This window comes from Micromonospora sp. WMMA1363, from assembly GCF_030345795.1.
Taxonomy (GTDB): domain Bacteria; phylum Actinomycetota; class Actinomycetes; order Mycobacteriales; family Micromonosporaceae; genus Micromonospora.
Genome location: NZ_JAUALB010000001.1, coordinates 888,687 through 904,960, shown reverse-complemented (window position 1 = coordinate 904,960; position 16,274 = coordinate 888,687). Strand labels below are relative to the sequence as shown.

The 16,274-nt window shown below is 73.3% G+C and carries 12 protein-coding genes; 3 read left to right on the top strand and 9 right to left on the bottom strand.

What is annotated here, in order from left to right; translation table 11 throughout:
* Positions 1 to 9 precede the first annotated feature (9 nt).
* Both QTQ03_RS04130 and QTQ03_RS04125 read right to left on the bottom strand, forming a co-directional pair.
* Entirely contained in the window at positions 10 to 1,779 is a 1,770-nt protein-coding gene (locus QTQ03_RS04130; RefSeq protein ID WP_289276797.1) for a DUF4012 domain-containing protein, read from the bottom strand.
* Positions 1,780 to 1,894: 115 nt separating this feature from the next.
* Positions 1,895 to 3,109, bottom strand: a complete 1,215-nt coding sequence (locus QTQ03_RS04125; protein ID WP_289276796.1) for a glycosyltransferase family 4 protein — start codon at positions 3,107 to 3,109, stop codon at positions 1,895 to 1,897.
* Positions 3,110 to 3,241: 132 nt separating this feature from the next.
* Here QTQ03_RS04125 and QTQ03_RS04120 point away from each other — a divergent pair, with 132 nt between their 5' ends.
* Positions 3,242 to 3,799 (top strand): arsenate reductase/protein-tyrosine-phosphatase family protein, encoded by a 558-nt coding sequence (locus QTQ03_RS04120; protein ID WP_289276795.1) that lies wholly within the window; start codon positions 3,242 to 3,244, stop codon positions 3,797 to 3,799.
* Here the strand turns inward: QTQ03_RS04120 and QTQ03_RS04115 are convergent.
* Complete coding sequence (locus tag QTQ03_RS04115) at positions 3,780 to 5,240, bottom strand: tyrosine-protein kinase domain-containing protein (protein ID WP_289276794.1); 1,461 nt, start codon at positions 5,238 to 5,240, stop codon at positions 3,780 to 3,782. The two genes, QTQ03_RS04120 and QTQ03_RS04115, sit on opposite strands and share 20 nt — an antisense overlap.
* 299 nt (positions 5,241 to 5,539) lie before the next feature.
* Between QTQ03_RS04115 and nhaA the strand changes: the two genes are divergently transcribed.
* Positions 5,540 to 6,856 (top strand): Na+/H+ antiporter NhaA, encoded by a 1,317-nt coding sequence (gene nhaA, locus QTQ03_RS04110; protein WP_289276793.1) that lies wholly within the window; start codon positions 5,540 to 5,542, stop codon positions 6,854 to 6,856.
* A 225-nt stretch (positions 6,857 to 7,081) separates the two neighbouring features.
* On the opposite strand, the gene egtD is transcribed toward nhaA, so the two are convergent.
* The 4 genes from egtD to egtA are packed head-to-tail and all read right to left on the bottom strand — an operon-like array spanning position 7,082 to position 11,411.
* Positions 7,082 to 8,047, bottom strand: a complete 966-nt coding sequence (gene egtD, locus QTQ03_RS04105; protein ID WP_289276792.1) for an L-histidine N(alpha)-methyltransferase — start codon at positions 8,045 to 8,047, stop codon at positions 7,082 to 7,084.
* Between the two features lie 36 nt (positions 8,048 to 8,083).
* Positions 8,084 to 8,830, bottom strand: a complete 747-nt coding sequence (egtC, locus tag QTQ03_RS04100; RefSeq protein ID WP_289276791.1) for an ergothioneine biosynthesis protein EgtC — start codon at positions 8,828 to 8,830, stop codon at positions 8,084 to 8,086.
* The gene (egtB, locus tag QTQ03_RS04095) at positions 8,830 to 10,179 is read right to left on the bottom strand and encodes an ergothioneine biosynthesis protein EgtB (protein WP_289276790.1); all 1,350 of its coding nucleotides are present in this window, start codon (positions 10,177 to 10,179) and stop codon (positions 8,830 to 8,832) included. Before egtB ends, egtC begins: the two co-directional genes overlap by 1 nt.
* The gene (egtA, locus tag QTQ03_RS04090; RefSeq protein ID WP_289276789.1) at positions 10,176 to 11,411 is read right to left on the bottom strand and encodes an ergothioneine biosynthesis glutamate--cysteine ligase EgtA; all 1,236 of its coding nucleotides are present in this window, start codon (positions 11,409 to 11,411) and stop codon (positions 10,176 to 10,178) included. Before egtA ends, egtB begins: the two co-directional genes overlap by 4 nt.
* Positions 11,412 to 12,008: 597 nt before the next feature.
* On the opposite strand from egtA, the gene QTQ03_RS04085 reads away from it, so the two are divergent.
* Positions 12,009 to 13,367, top strand: coding sequence for a serine/threonine-protein kinase (locus tag QTQ03_RS04085; protein WP_289276788.1), 1,359 nt, complete (start codon positions 12,009 to 12,011; stop codon positions 13,365 to 13,367).
* A 14-nt stretch (positions 13,368 to 13,381) separates the two neighbouring features.
* On the opposite strand, the gene QTQ03_RS04080 is transcribed toward QTQ03_RS04085, so the two are convergent.
* Together QTQ03_RS04080 and QTQ03_RS04075 are read right to left on the bottom strand one after the other, a co-directional pair.
* Entirely contained in the window at positions 13,382 to 15,865 is a 2,484-nt protein-coding gene (locus tag QTQ03_RS04080) for an ABC transporter permease (protein ID WP_289276787.1), read from the bottom strand.
* Positions 15,866 to 15,869: 4 nt separating this feature from the next.
* On the bottom strand, positions 15,870 to 16,229 hold the full coding sequence (locus QTQ03_RS04075) for an ATP-binding cassette domain-containing protein (protein ID WP_289276786.1): 360 nt from the start codon (positions 16,227 to 16,229) through the stop codon (positions 15,870 to 15,872).
* Positions 16,230 to 16,274: the final 45 nt, after the last annotated feature.

Here is a 16,274-nt window from a genome sequence, read left to right as displayed (position 1 = left end):
GGTTCCCTCCTACTGATCACAGCTTGGTGCGGTAACTACCTGGGTGGTCCATGGAGTGACGGTCGGCGTCAGCCACAGTGCGGCCGACCCGCTGCCGGTCTTCGCGGTGTGCACGCTCACCTCGACGGTGCGGGATGCACCAGGTCCGACTTCCACAGTGGCCGTCGCTACCTGCCGTTTCCGCTCGGCACCGGTTCCGACCGGGAGGTCGGCGCCGTCGAGTCGGGCGCCCAGCACACCGCCGCCGGCCGGGCTGTATATCGACACCAGCGTCCGGACGGTGTACGGGTCGCCCGCCAGGCCGAGGCCGAGCACGGACTCGCTGAGTCCCGCCCTCGGCGCCGTCGAGTGCAGGGTGACGCGCAACCGTAGTTCCCTTGTTCCGTCGTCCTGGCAGCCGCCGACCGTCAGGGTCGCCTCGGGCCGGAGGTAGTAGCCGAGCTTCGCGCCGCTGCCGTCGTTGAGGAACACGCCGACCGTCGGCACGGTGTCCTTCTCCGGAAGTACCCCGGCCATCCGGCTGTCGCCGAGCGTCCGTTGCTCCTCCGGGTGGGCACTCCAGAACAATATCCGGCGTTCAGTGATGGAATGCCCGAATGCGGACAATAAGCCTCTCGGGTTCACATCCCTGGTGACCATCGCGTCGAACACCGCGGCGGCCACGGCGGCGAAGTACCGGTCCTGCTCACGAACGTCCATCCGGTGGTACGTGTCGCTGAGCAGGGTCCGCACCACGGTGCCGCCAGCCAGCGGCGCGCCACCCGGGACCGGGACCGGGCCGGTGACCCGCAGCAGGTGCGACAGCACGACCGGATCCACGGCGAGCACCCCGTCCACCACCGTCCCGGTCCGACGACGGAACATCTCTCGGTAGAGGGCGGCGGCGGTCGGGAAGTGCGGGCTGAGGTTGACGTCGGCGGGGAAGGTCCCGGGCAGGTCTCCCCAGAGGGCACGAACCTCCGTCGGAACCTTCAGCGGTGGGGAGAACTGCCCGAAATCGGCACTGGTGCCCTGGCTGCCGAGCCGGACCCGCCCATCGTCGGCCTCGAGCAGGGCGTACGCGCCGATGAGACCGCCGGTGGCCCGCAGTTCGGCGGGATTCTGGGAGACCACAAGGTAGCGTCGCGGCCCGTCGACGCCGAGCAGCGACGGCAGCAGTCGGGCGGCCTGGTCGGCCGCCGCGGTCAGCCCGGCCAGCCGGTCGATCTCCCCCCGCAGGTCGGCGAGGGCCTGCCGGACCGGTGCGACCAGGTCACCGGCGGGCACGTCGGCGAGGTCCGACCGGGCCCGCTGGACGGCGGCGTCGATCGCCTCGAGATCGGTGGAGAGGACCCGCAGCCGCTGGACATCCAGCCGCCCCTCGCGCGGCAGCATGGTCGACAGGTCCGCGCGGAGCAGCGGTGGGAACGCCTCCCGGGCAAGGTCGTCCAGGGCCACGGCGATCCGTCGTACGGCCACGAGGTCGTCCCCGGCATACGGGGTCCGCCCGCCGAGCCACCAGCCGGGGCCGCCAGTGGCGCGGCGGGCGGCACCGGACTGCTCCTGAAGCGCGGCGAGAGTCCGCTGGGCCCGGCCGGCGTCCCCGGCGACCAGCTGGGCATTCAGGTCCCGGGCCAGCCCGGCGGCGTTGACCAGGTGGGCGCGCGCCTGCCAACCGCGGAGACCGACCCAGCCAGCCGAGACCAGCAGTACCGAGCCGGCCACCAGGGCGGCGAGCACGGCGCGGCGCGGGCCGGCGCGGCGACGCCGTCGGGGTCGACAGTGCCCTCGCCGCGGCACCACGCTCTCCCCCACACCCCACCCCATTCCCCCGAACTAGGGCATATAGGAATATTTCCCTTTAATCATCACAGATGTGGCTAATCCATGTCATACGACGGTTGTCCGAGTGGGCTCAGCGTCCGGCGGTCGCGTCGCCCAACAGCTGCTCGATCCGGTCCACGCCCGCCGGCAGGGACATCTGCCCCAGGTACGCCTCCCGGCCGCGGCGGCCCATGTCGGCCCGGGCAGGGGGCGGGATGGTGGCGGCCAGCCAGAACCGGTCGGCCAGCGCCGTCCAGTCCTCCGGCGGGCAGGACAGCCCGGCACGGGTCCGCTCGACCAGCTCCGCCGTGTCACCCCCGGCCGAGGCGACGACCGGCGCCGCACAGGACAGCGCCGCCTGGAGCTTGCCGGGCAGGGTGCTGCGCAACTCGGGAAGGTCCCGAAGCATGACCAACTGGTAGTCGGCGGCGGCATACAGCTCGGGCATGTCCAGCGGGGAACGCCGCTCGACGAAGCGCACGTTGTCCGCTCGCAGCTCACCGGCGAGCCGCCGCACCCGCCGCTCCTGCTCGCCCGAGCCGAGCAGCACCAGGTCGATCGTGCCGTCGAGCGTCGCCGCCGCCCGGACCGCGGTCTCCAGGCCCTGTCGCGCACCGATGGTTCCGGCGTGCATGACCACGCAGCGGTCGTCCCGGCGGACCAGCCGCTGCGCCGCGACGCTCGGCCGGGCCGGGTGGAAGATCCGTTCGTCGGTCCAGTTCAGGACCACCTCGACCCGGGCCGGATCGGCCCCGGCCGCCACCACGAGCTTGCGCAACGACGGCGCGGCGACCGCGACCCGGTCGGCCGCCCGATAGCACCGCGCCATCGCACCGGCGATCCGGGCCGCCCATCGGCCGGGCTCACCGGCGGCCGGGGGCTCCTCCTCGGCCCAGACGTCCTGCACGTGCAGGACCGTCGGGACCCGGGCGAGCAGCCGCAGCAGCGCGGCGGCGGCAAAGGCGGTCGCCGGCGGCTGGTGGACGTAGAGCGCGTCGACACCGCCGAAGAAGCGCCGGCCGACCACGGACGCGCTGCCGGCGAACGAAAGGTACCCGGCCATCCGGCCGCGGACCGACCCGTCCACGCGGGAATAGCGTGGCACCCGGCGCACGGTCAGCCGCTCGCTGCGGGTCTCGTGGTGCCAGCGTTGGCGCCAGCCGGGGTAGACGTGCCCGCCCGGGTAGTCCGGGAAGCCGGTCAGCACCCGCACCTCGTGGCCGCGGCGGGCCAGCTCCTCGGCGAGGCTGCCGGGGATGAAGGCCGGTTCCGGCGGGAAGTGGTACGACAGGATACCGATCTTCATCGGAACTCCCCACCGCCCGGCGCGGCATCGTGACGCACCCGGCCGGCGTCCGCGTACGATGCCGGCAACCCCTCCGCGTCCGGCTGTCCGCCCTGGACGCCTGCCGTCTCCGTGTCCACGAGAGGGGTCCTGATGGTCGACCGGGTCCTGTTCGTCTGCCACGCCAACCTGTGCCGGTCACCAATGGCCGAGTATCTCGCCCGCCGGCTGCTGGCCGACCGGCCGATCGAGGTGGCCAGCGCCGGCACCGACGCCGTCGACGACCTGGCCATGCACCCGTACGCGGCGGCGGTCGCGGCTGGCACCGGGGTGGACCCGGCCGGGTTCCGCAGCCGCCGGCTGCGCCGCGAGTACCTGCTCGGCGCGACGCTGGTGCTGACCGCGACCCGGCGCCAGCGTTCGGTGTGCACCGCCCTCGCGCCGGTCGCGCTGCACCGGACGTTCACGCTGCGCCAGTTCGGCCGGCTCGCCGCCGCGGCGGAGCCGGCTCCGGGGGCGGTCGGCGACGACCCGCTGCGGGCGGCGGTGCGGGCCGCGGTCCGCGCCCGGGGACAGCTGCAACCAGCCGCCCCGGGCACGGATGACCTGCGGGATCCGATCGGCGGCAGAGCCACGGACTTCCGCCGCTGCGCCGAGGAGATCCAACGGTCGCTGCGACCCCTCGCGGCGCTCATCGGGTCAGCCGGGTGAGTTCCTGAGTACGGTCGCTGACCGCCCCCGGACCGGCGGGCGCGGCGTGCCGGGGGGTCGAGACCTGCTCGGACACCACGGCGGGCCGCTCACCGGCAACCACCCGGTAGGCCTCGTACTGGTAGGCCTCAGCCTTGGGCACCTTGGCCATGTTGAGGACACAGCCGAGCAGCCGCACCGAGACCGAGTGCAGCGACCGGGCGGCGTTGGCCACCTGCGAGCGGGAGGTCCGGCCCTGCTGGGTCACGAGCAGCGCGCCGTCGGCTTGGACGGCCACCACCACGCCGTCGGTGACGGCGAGCAGCGGCGCGGTGTCGATGATGACGATGTCGGCCGACTCGCGCAGCGCGAGCAGCAGGTCCGCCATGGCCTTCGAGCCGAGCAGTTCGCTCGGATTGGGCGGTGCCGAACCGCTCGGGAGCACCAGCAGCGACTTGTCCCCCCAGCGCTGGACGACGTCGCCGACCTGCACGTCGCCGACCAGCACGTCGGTGAGCCCGATGCCGTTGTCCAGCCCGAGGTACTCTCCGACCTTCGGGCGGCGCAGGTCGGCGTCGACCAGCAGCACCCGCCAGCCGGCCTCGGCCAGGGAGATGGCGAGGTTGCAGGAGAGCGTCGTCTTGCCCTCGCCCTGTAGCGCGCTGGTGACGGCGATGACCCGGGCCGGCTCGTGCACGTCGACGAAGCGCAGGTTGGTCCGCAGCTTCCGCACCGCCTCGGCCCGCGCGGAGGTGGCCGCCTCGCCGACGATCAGCGGGGACGCCTTCGCGGCGCCTTCGAACGGAATCTCACCGAGCAGCGGGCTGCCGGTGGTGCGCTGGAGGCCGACGGCGTCACGGAGCCGGACGTCGACCAGCCCACGCAGGATCGCCAGACCGATGCCGGCGAGCAGGCCGATCAGCGCGCCGACCGTGAGGTTGCGGGTCGGCTGCGGGGAGACCGGTGCCGGGCTGACCCGCGGCCCGCTGACCACCTCGATCTTGATCGGTCCGGCGGTGCCGTCCGGCTTGGTCTCGACATTCTGCACCAGTTCGACGAACCTGGCCGACAGCGCCTCGGTGACCCGCAGCGCACGTGTCTGGTCGGTGTCGGTGACCGAGGCGCGCAGCAGGACGGTCCCGGCCTCGGCGGCGGTGCTGACCCGGCTCTGGACCTGCTCCGCGGTGAGCCCGACCGCGTCGTCCGCCGCCACGCTCTGCGCGAGGCGGTCGCTGGTCAGCAGTTCCGCGTACGACTTCACCCGCTGCTGGAGGAACAGTCCGCCCTGGTAGGCGTCGGTTACCCCCTGGCTCGGCGTGGTGACGAAGAAGGTCACCGAGGCGACGTACCGGGGTTGGGCCCGGACGGTGACCAGGGCGGTGACGCCCAGCGCGATCACGAGCGTGAGGAGGACGATCCACCAGTGCCGGCGCACCAGGCGAAGGTGGCGGTACAGGTCCATCAGGCGCGCCTCCGTATCAAGCCGGTAACGCCAAAGAAATTCACGAAAACCCCCAAGGTCGTCTTAATCGCGTGGAACTATTAAAGCGTCCCCATGCATGAAATGTCCGTAGTTATGTCTTTTTTACTGATCGGCTGGGAGCACATTCCCCACCTGACAAACGGAAGGGCGGGGACGAGAGTCACGTCGTCTCCGCTCGCGGCCCCCGGCCGGGCTGGATAGGGTCGTAGTGGTGTGCCGGGAAGCCTGGTCGGCGCTCGATTCCTGCTGCTCTCGACACCCCGGGATGGACCCCGCGTATGACCGCACCCCGCACTCCGCACCACGGCCGCTCCCACCGCCTGTTCTCGCGTACCTCCTGGCCCGAGGCCCGGTTCCTGGCCGACGTGCTACGGACCGAGACCGTCGGCGGCGGCCTGTTGCTGTTCGGCGCGATAGCGGCGCTGGTCTGGGCCAACTCGCCGTGGGGAGACGCCTACACCGCCCTCACCAAGTGGGTGCCCTGGCCCGGCGGTTCGGCGCTGCACCTGGACCTGACGCTCGCGAAGTGGGCCGCGGACGGCCTGCTGGCCATCTTCTTCTTCGTGGTCGGCCTGGAACTCAAGCGGGAGTTCGTCGCCGGCGAGCTACGGGACCCACGCCGGGCCGCCCTGCCGGTGATCGCCGCGGTCGGCGGGATGGCCATGCCCGCCCTCATCTACGTCGCGGTCAATCTCACCGCGGGAGGCGACAGCCTGCGGGGCTGGGCCATTCCCACCGCGACCGACATCGCCTTCGCCCTCGCAGTGCTGGCCGTGATCGGCTCCCACCTGCCGCAAGGGCTGCGGGCCTTCCTCCTCACCCTCGCCGTCGTCGACGACCTCTTCGCCATCACGATCATCGCCGTCTTCTACACCGACAACTTCAGCCTGCTCCCCCTGCTCGGTGCCCTGGTGCCGATCGCGGTCTTCGGGTTTCTGGTGCAGCGCCGCCGGACCTGGTGGTGGGCCCTCATCCCACTCGCCGCGGTTGCCTGGACGCTGGTGCACGCCTCGGGGGTCCACGCCACGGTCGCCGGCGTACTGCTCGGCTTCACCGTGCCGGTGCTGCACGGCAAGGAGGGTGACCGGCACGGGCTCGCCGAGCACCTGGAGCACCGCTTGCGGCCGGTCTCCGCGGGCTTCGCCGTCCCGGTCTTCGCGTTCTTCGCCGCCGGGGTGTCCCTGCGCACCGCCGACCTGGCAGCGGTGGTCACCGACCCGATCGTCATCGGGGTCGTCGCCGGCCTGGTACTCGGCAAGATGATCGGGATCCTGGGTTCGACGTTCCTGTTGGCTCGGTTCACCCGAGCCGAGCTGGATCGGGACATCACCTGGTCGGACCTGCTCGGTGTCGCCCTGCTGGCCGGCATCGGATTCACCGTGTCGCTCCTCATCGGCGAGCTGGCCTTCGGCACCGGTAGCGCCGCCGACGACAACGTCAAGGCTGCCGTGCTGAGCGGATCGGTGGTCTCAGCCTTGCTCGCCACCGTCGTCCTGGTCCGCCGCAACGCCGCCTACCGGCGCATCGCGGAGACGGAACGGATGGATGCCGACCACGACGGAGTGCCGGACGTCTACCAGCACCGCGAAGGCTGAGCGGCCGGGACGCCGGTGGCGCCGGTCGCGCCACCGGCGAACCCGTCACTCGTTGGGCTCGTCAGGCCCGCTCAAGAGATCAGCCACCCGGAACGCCCGCTTCCACCGCCCACCGTCGACGGCGGCTCGTGAACGTTCCTCCCGGCCCGCGGCATGGTGGGACACCCGCGTCGGGACGGTGCGAGGCGGGTGCCGAGCTGGCTGGCCCACCAGGATCCGTCGCGGTCAGTCGACCCGGGCGAGAGTGACGCCGAAAAGGTCCTCGGAATCGGTCCAGAATCTGTGGGCGTCGAAGCCGGCGGCGGCGAGCTCCGCCGCGATCCCCTCGGGCCGGAACTTCGCCGAGACCTCGGTTCGCAGCTCCTCGCCAGCGGCGAACGGCACGTCGAGGTCGAGGACCTGGACGCGCATCGGCCGCAGCGCCCGCAGCCGCATCTCGAGCCACTCCCGCTCGGGGTACCAGCGCGCGACGTGAGCGAAGGCCGCCGGATCGAACTCGGCACCCAACTCGCGGTTGATCACCCGCAGCACGTTGCGGTTGAACTCGGCGGTCACCCCGGCCGCGTCGTCGTACGCCGGGACGATCACCGCCGGATCCTTGACCAGATCGGTGCCGACAAGCAGCCAGTCCCCCGGTTCGAGGGCCGCGCGCATCGCGGTCAGGAAGTCCGCGCGCTCGGCCGGCAACAGGTTGCCGAGCGTGCCGCCGAGGAACACCACGAGCCGCCGGCCACCGGCGGGCAGCCGGCCGAGGTGCCGGGTGAAGTCGCCGACGATGCCACGGACCCGAAGGCCCGGGTAGTCGGCGGCGATCTCGGCGGTGGACTGCCGCAGGGCACTCACCGACACGTCCAGCGGCACGAACGTGCCCAGGTCCCCGTGCCGGGTAAACGCGTCCAGCAGCAGCCGCGTCTTCTCCGACGAGCCCGAGCCCAGCTCGATCAACGTCTTGGCCCCGGTCACGGCGGCGATGTCGCCGGCCCGCTCGGCGAGCACCGCACGCTCGGCGCGGGTCGGGTAGTACTCCGGCAGCCGGGTGATCTCCTCGAAGAGCTGGCTGCCCCGAGCATCGTAGAACCACTTCGGCGGTAACCACTTCTCCTCGGCGGCCAGCCCGGTGCGGACGTCGGCCCGCAGGCTGCGTCCCAGGTCCTGCTCTTCGAGGTGGATCTCCAACGGCTCCGCGCTCATGTTTGCCCTTCCTGGTCGAGGTGTCAGCGCCGGCGGTCACACCTCCGCCAGGGCGCGGATCCGCACCCCGGTGTCGGTGGCCTCCACCAGTTGCCCGTCCGGCACCGCCTGCCAGCCGGGATCATCGTCGTGCGGCTCGGACGCCAGCAGCACCGAGGCCGGCGTCGTGCGGATCGACAGCGCGTGCCCAGCCACGCTCGCCACCGCCGTGCGGCCGTCGGTGAGCAGCAGGTTCAGCCGCGACCCCGGGGCGGCTCCGGCGACTGCGGTGACCGTCTCGGCGACGGCACGGGCCGGTTTGACCCCGGCCCGCAGCCGGTGCCGGACCAACGCCCACAGCAGCGCCGAGTCGGTGGCGGCGTCGAGGGTGAGCAGGTCGCGTACCGGCAGTGCGCCGGCAAGCGGGACCACGCTGTCGGGCCAGCCGCCCACCACCCCGTTGTGGCTGAACAGCCACCGCCCCTCGGCGAACGGCGCGGCGGCGGAGTCGAGCACCGCCATGCCGACCGTCGCCGATCGCACCGCCGCGAGAACCGCGCCGGCGGACGTGACGTCGGCGAGCTGCGCGATAGTGGGATCGCTCCAGATCGGCTGGGCCCGCCGGTAGCAGACCGGTGCGCCTCCGCTCGGATACCAGCCGACACCGAAGCCGTCGGCGTTGATCGTCCCGCCGCCGCGCATGTCGCGCGGCGACCAGGACTGACGCACCAGGGAGTACGGCGGGTCGAACAGCAGCTCCCGCAGGGTCACCGGCGGCCCGAGATAGGCGAGGTGGCGGCACATCAGACGGTCCTCACGCCGGGGGCCTCGCCCGGTGCGGCGTCCCGGGCGCAGCGGAACCCGCTGAAGATCTGCCGCCGGATCGGATAGTCCCAGTTGCGGAAGGTGCCTCGGCAGGCGGCCCGGTCGGTGCCGAACGAGCCGCCGCGCAGCACCCGGTAGTCGTCGCCGAAGAAGACCTCCGAGTACTCCCGGTACGGGAAGGCGGTGAAGCCGGGGTGGCCCCGGAAGGTGGTCGAGGTCCACTCCCAGACGTCGCCCATGAGCTGGTGGACGCCGAGCGGAGACGCGCCGGCCGGGTACGCGCCGACCGGCGCCGGCCACAGGTGACGCTGGCCCAGGTTGGCGTGGTCGGGCGTCGGGTCCTCGTCGCCCCAGGGGTAGCGCCGGGAGCGGCCGGTCGCCGGATCCCAGCGGGCGGCCTTCTCCCACTCCGCCTCGGTGGGCAGCCGCTTGCCGGCCCAGGTGGCATACGCCGCCGCCTCGTACCAGCAGACGTGCACCACCGGTTCGTCGTCACGCACCCGCGCCCAACGGCCGAAGCGATGGTAGGCCCAGCCGTCGCCGTCGCGGCGCCAGTGCAGCGGAGCGGTCAGCCCCGCCTGCTGTCGGTGCGCCCACCCGGCGGGGCTCCACCAGCCGGGGTCGTCGTAGCCGCCGTCGGCGATGAACGCGGCGTACGCGCCGTTGGTGACCGGCGCCGCGTCGATGGCGTACGCCGGCAGGCGCACCCGGTGCGCGGGCCGTTCGTTGTCCAGCGCCCACGGGTCGGTGTCGGTGCCCATGGTGAACTCGCCGGCCGGAACCAGCACCTCCCCGCCGACCCGGGCCCGGGGTTCGGGCGGTGGTGGGGCGTCCAGCACCGCCGGGCCGGAGCGCAGCTGGTGGGTGGCGAGCATGGTCTCGTCATGCTGCTGCTCGTGCTGGACGATCATGCCGAAGGCGAACCCGTCGGTGACCAGTGGCCGGTCCGTGAAGGCAACCCGGTCGAGCAGGTCGTACACCTTGTCCCGCACGGTCGCCACGTAGGCGCGCGCCTCGGGCGGTGGCAGCAGCGGCAGGGACGGGCGGTCCCGGCGGGGCTGTTTGAACGCGTCGTACAGGTCGTCGATGTCCCGACGGACCGCCTCCCGCCCGCCGACGTCCCGCACCAGCCACAGCTCCTCCTGGTTGCCGACATGGGCGAGATCCCACACCAGCGGGGACATCAGGGGCGAGTGCTGCCGCACCAGATCCTCGTCGCCGACCGCGTCGGTCAACGCGGCCGTGCGGGCGCGGGTGCGGTCCAGCTCCGCCGCGATCCGGCCACGCAGGTCCTCATCGTTTCGCCGGTCGGCCATCGTCTCCGTCACGGCTTCCTCCTCCCCGCGACGGTGCGCCGCCGCCGGACGTCTCGGTCGATCTCGTCGTGCAGCGCCGCCGGGAACCCCAGCCGGGGCAGCGCGGCCAACGCCAGGTCGAACAGGTCGGCGGCGGCGGTCGCGAGGCCCGGGTCGTGCAGTCCGTGGCGGGCCGCCGCGGACCATCGGTGGGCCTGCCGACCGGCGACCGCCCGAGCCGCACGGGCCGTGTCAGGGTCGGCCAACAGGGCGGCGACCACCGCCACCGGCACCGACCACCCGCGGCCGGGTTGCGCGTCGAGGTAGCGCACCTCCAGGTAGCCGCGCGGGCGTACCGGCGGGAAGAGCGTGCTCACGTGATAGTCGAGGTCGTCGGTGGTGGGTGGCTGGGGCAGCGCGCCGGCGAGCCAGTCGGCGAACGTGACGCCCGCCGGCGGCGTCCAGTCCGGCCCGTCGGTACGCAGGCAGAGCAGCGGGGCGGCGAGGACGTAGGCGGTCCAGCTGGCGACCGGGTCCGCGTCGCCGTGTTCGGGAGTCCAGACCGGACGGGTACGCGCCGGGTCGATGGCGAGCCAGGCGGCCATCCGGGCCGACGCCCATCCGGTGGGCCGCCCGGCGTGCCGGCCGGCGGTGGCGAAGGCGGCGACCAGGAGCGGGCCGATCGCGTGCACCGCGGCCCACCGGTCGGCGAGTTGGTGGGCTTCACCGGCGTCCAGGCAGACCTGGAGCCCGGCGGTGCTGTACATCATCGTGCGTCCGGCGGGACCACGCCGGTCGAAGACGCGACGCATCGCGCGGTAGCGCGGGGTCTGGATGACGGAGTTCGGGGGCCGGTGCGGATCGATGCCGCCGCGGCCAAGTACGAGACCGGTGGCTTCGAGAAGCGCCGCGAGCTGCGTGATGTCGGCATCCGTCGCGGGGACGAGCGCAGCGAGCGAGGTGCGCGGCGGGGTGGAGATCTCCACCTGCCCGCCCGGCTCGACGGTCACGGAGCTGCCGTGCCGGAGCTGCTGGGCGGGGCTCGTGCTGTCCAGGGTGCGGGGGCAGTGCGGCCCGAGCGCTGCCCGCAGTCGCCCGACATCGACCGGGCGGGCGGGATCGACGGCGTCGTGCACCGTCCATTCGAGCTCGACCCCCGTGTGTCGGGGTGGGCCGGTCTTGAAGCAGATCCGGGCGAGATGCCCCACCGCGGCGGCGGACGAGGAGAGGATGTCGGACCGGTCAACCTCGGGAGACGTCACCACAGGTTCCGCCCCCTTCGCCGCGCCGACGTCCGGTCCGTGTCACCGTAGCGTGACCCACCGACATCGGCGGGTGCCCGCTGGGCGACCTCCTTCTGTCTACCAGACGAACTCGGCGCGGCCGGGGCGAACGCGAGTGATGTTCAGCGTGTCGCCGAGGTGTCGGCGTCGGCCGCGGGCGACCCAGCACCGCACGCCGCAGCCGCGGGCGACCCAGCACCGCACGCCGCGGCCGCGGACAACGGACGGGTAACCGACCCGCCCCGTGCCGGCACCGGCACCGGCACCCGAGTCCCCACCGGGCCGGCGGCCCGCGTCGGTCTGGCTCGGGAAAGAGTGAGAATAATCAAGTGTCTCGGACGACGCATCGCCGCAACACGTCGTCGCCCCGGCGATGCTTCAACGAGCACCGATCAGCACAGGAGAGGGCATTCGCCCAGCGTACGGCCCAGACGGACGAATCATGTCACGATCCGTGCCCATCCGGTGACAGCCGTCCGGTGTCGAAAACCCACCGGCTGCGATGCGATCGACGTCGGGGCGCTCGTCGCGGCCCGGTCGCGACGAGCCGACCTCGCCCACGCTGGGTACGGTAGTACCGTGTTGTCTCCGGGGGTCGTGCTCAGCAGTCGGTACCGGCTGGACGAACGTGTCGCCACCGGCGGCATGGGTGACGTCTGGCGGGGCACCGACCTGGTCCTCGGCCGGCCGGTGGCGGTCAAGGTCCTGCTGCCCGCGCTCGTGTCCGACCCCGACTTCACCGCCCGCTTCCGCTCGGAGGCGCGGATCATGGCCGCCCTGCGGCACCCGGGCATCGTCCAGGTCTTCGACTACGGCGAGGACCGACTCGCCGATGGCGGCCGCGCCGACTTCCTGGTCATGGAGTTCGTCCACGGCGAGCCGCTGTCCCGGCGGATCGAGGTCGCCGGCCGGATCGACGTGGCCGAGACGATGTCGATCGTCGCGCAGGTGGCGCAGGCGCTGCACGCCGCGCACCGGGGCGGCATCGTGCATCGCGACGTCAAGCCGAGCAACCTGCTGGTGCAGGAGAACGGCAGCGTCGTGCTGGTCGACTTCGGGGTCGCCCGGTCGACCAACGTGACGAGCATCACCAGCACCAACGCGGTGCCGGGCACCGCACTGTACATGGCACCCGAGCAGGCCGCAGGGCGACCCGTCTCGGGCGCCACCGACATCTACGCGCTGGGCGCCGTGGCGTACTGCTGCCTCAGCGGCGCCCCGCCGTTCACCGGCGACAATCCGCTCCAGGTCGCCGTCCGGCACCTGGACGACGAACCTCCGGAGCTGCCCCACGACATCCCCGAGGCGGTGCGGGCGCTGGTCGCCCGCGCCCTGGCGAAGGACCCGGCGTCCCGGTTCAGCAGTGGAGCGGCGATGGCCGAGGCGGCGCAGTCCGCCCTGTCCGACCCGTCGGCAGCGACCGCGCTGATGCTCACGGCAGCGCCGGCGGCGCTGCGCTCCGCCGGCCCGGCCACCCGGACGGACTCGCCGGCCACCGCGGGCCGCCGGCGTGGGCGCGCGCCGCTGGTCGGCGCCGCCGCCGCCGTGCTGGTGGGGCTGGCCGGCCTCGCGGCGGCGCTCGGAACGAGCGGGGCGGCGGATGCGCCGGCGGTCAGGGTGTCCGAGGCGACCGTGCCGACCGACGACACCGATGGCGCGGCCGTGCCGGTGGTGGTGCCGCAGGAGACCAGCATCGCGCCGCAGCGGTCCTACCGGACCACCGGATCAACCAGCCGTCCGTCGCCGTCGGCGAGCCAGACGCCCTCGGAGCCGCCGAGCCCCACCCCCGAGCAGTCGACCACCGCGCCCCCGACGACCACCCCGCCGACACCCAGTCCCAAGCCCACCACCCCAGACCCGGGGGCGACCACCACCACACCGCCGCCCCCGGACCCGACGGCTACCACCACCGAGCCGGCCAACAAGCCGGGCGTCTGACCGCCACGCCCGGCTCATGACGCGCCGAGTGCCTCCACCACCGGCCGGGACAGCGCCCGACGGGCCGGCAGCACCGAGGCGGCCACCGCAGCGGCCACCGCCACGCCGAGGATCAGACCGAGCCGGCCCAACGGCAGCACCACCGCGAAATCCCCGCCGATCCGGGCCAGCAGAGCCATCGCGGCAGCGCTCACCGCCGTACCGAGCGCCACCCCGAGCACCGCGCCCACCAGCGCGGTCAGCATCGCCTCGACGGCGAGTACCGCCCGCATCCGTCCCCTGGTCAGGCCCACCGCCCGTAGTACGGCGTTCTCCCGGGTCCGCTCGACGACCGACAGGGTCAGTGTGTTGGCGACCCCGACCAGCGCGATCACCACGGCCAGGAGGAGCAGCCCGGTCACGATGGCGAGCAGCATGTCCACCGTGCCGGTGAGCATCCGCTTGTACGCGCCCTGGTCCATCAGGGTCACCGTCGGGTAGTGGGCGACCACCGCCTCGATCGCCGCGCGGGCCCGCGCCGCGGTGACGCCCTCGGCCGGGTCGATCTCGGCGAGGACGCCGCGCTCGTCTGGGAAAAGGGCGGTGAAGTCCGCCTCAACCAGCTGGACCACGTGGCCGGCGGGCACCGTGCCCTCCGCGACCGCCGGTCCGTCAGCGGTGACCACCGCCGCCACCCGCAGCGGCCGGTCCCGCACGGTGACCGTGCTGCCGGCGGTCCACCCCCGCTCCTCGGCGAGTTCTCGGCCGACGAGCACCGAACCCGGCCCGAACCGGTCCGGGTCGCCGTCGCGCACACCGGTCAGGATCCGGCCCACCAGCGCGGGGTGCGCAGCCCGGATCTCCATCCCTGACCACACCGTGCTGCGCTGTTCGTGGACGACCGCGAGCTCCGGCCGTGTCCGCAGCTCGGCCGTGACCAGGGCGGGCAGCGGACCGCCGATCCCGGTGACCAGCCAGTCCACCCCGATCTCGGCGTCTACGGTGCGCTCGATGCCCGCCTTCGTGCTGTGCCCGCCGACCACGAAGGCGGACACCAGTCCGATGCCGATCACCAGCGCGGTCGTGGTCGCCGCGATCCGGCGGGGGTTGCGCACCGCGTTGGTGACCGCGAGGCTACCGGTCACCCCGAGTAACCGCCGGACCGGTACGCCGAACACCCGAACCAGGGCGGGAACCAGCACCGGGCCGAACAGGACGATGCCGAAGAAGCCGAGCACTCCGCCGACCGCGACCAGCAGCACCTGGACCGCCGGCGCGGCACCGACCAGCGCCGCGATCCCGGCGGCGAGGACCACCGCGCCGGCGGCCAGCCGGAGCCGGCCGGCCCGGCGTCCGGGCCGTACGGCCGCGTCGGTCAGGGCCTCCACCGGCGCCACCCGGGTTCCCCGCCATGCCGGCATGAGGGCGGCGCCCACCGTGACCGCCGCGCCCACCAGCAGGCCGGCCAGCACGGTGGACGCGGTGACGGTCAGCCGGCCGGGGACGGGCGCATCCAGCCAGGACATCAGCCGGTTCAGGCCACCTGCCAGTCCCACCCCGAGCAGCACCCCGGCCGCCGAGGCGGCCAGCCCGACCACCGCGGACTCCAGCAGCGCGGCCCGGAACAGCTGCCCGCGGGTGGCCCCGACCAGCCGCAGCAGCGCGGTCCGGCGGGTCCGCTGGGCCAGGACGATCGCGAATGTATTCGCGATGACGAACCCGGACACCACCAGCGCCACCCCGGCGAAGGCGAGCAGCACCAGGTTGAACTGCTCCAGATCGCGGACTGCGTCGTCGACCGCCTCATCGAGGATGCGCGCCCGTGCCTTCACGGTCGCCCCGGTGCCCACGGCCACGGCCACCCCGTCCGTCAGGCCGGCCCCGTCGACCCCGGGCTCGGCGGCGACCAGGATCCGGTCGTAGCCGCGCCGGCCGGTCACGGCGAGGGCGTCCGCGCCGACCAGGCCGATGAACGGGCCGCCGACATCGCGTGAAGTGCCAGCCACGTCGACGGTGCCGACCAGGGTGTACGGGCGGGCGGCACCCCCCGCGCCACCGACGCGGACCTGGGCGCCGAGGGTGAAGCCCTGCTCGGCCACGGTGGGCGCGTCGAGAACGACCTCGCCGGGGCGGTCCGGCAGTCGACCGGCGACCACGTCGTACGAGCGCAGCGCCGGGTCGGTGGGAACGGCGGCGAGCACGGCATAGCCGAGCACCGGCCGGTCGTCGGTGCCGACGACCCCGCCGGAGCCGAGCAGTTCCCCCTCGGCGGCGGCGACACCGGGGACACCGCGGACCCGCCCGACGAGTGACGTGGGCAGCACCTCCCGGTCGGCCGGGTACACGCCGAGGTCGGTGTACCGGTCGAAGCTGCCCGCCCGGTCGTAGGTGCCGGCCCGCATGCCGTCCACGAACATCAGCGTCCCGGCGACGAACGCGACGCCCAGTACCACGGCGAGGGCGGACAGCAGCAGGCGTAGCGCCTCCGTCCGCAGCGAACGCAGGGTCAGCCGAATCATCGAGTCAGCCTCCCACCTGGCGGGCCGGGTCGAAGCCGGCGAGGGTGTCGAGCGCCCGCTCGCCGGTGAGGTCGGTCGGTTCCGTGACGAGCCGGCCGTCGAGGAACGTCCCCCGGTCGGCGTCGCTCGCGCCGACCTGATCACGGGTCATCATGACCACGTCGAGGCCGGCGAGGCAGTGCAACGGCGTCGGGGTGCCGGAGCCGGACGGGCCGCCCATGATGGTGGTGAACACGGCGGCGACGTCGACGTCGACGGAGTCGAGAGCGACGACCGCGGCCGGGCCGGCGCCGTGGCGGCGGGACAGGCCGCGGACGGTGACCGCGACACCGGCGGTGGCGTGCGCGGGAGGTGCGACGGGCATGCGTGCTCCCCGTGGAGGTCGGAACCGGACGGCTCCGACGCTATG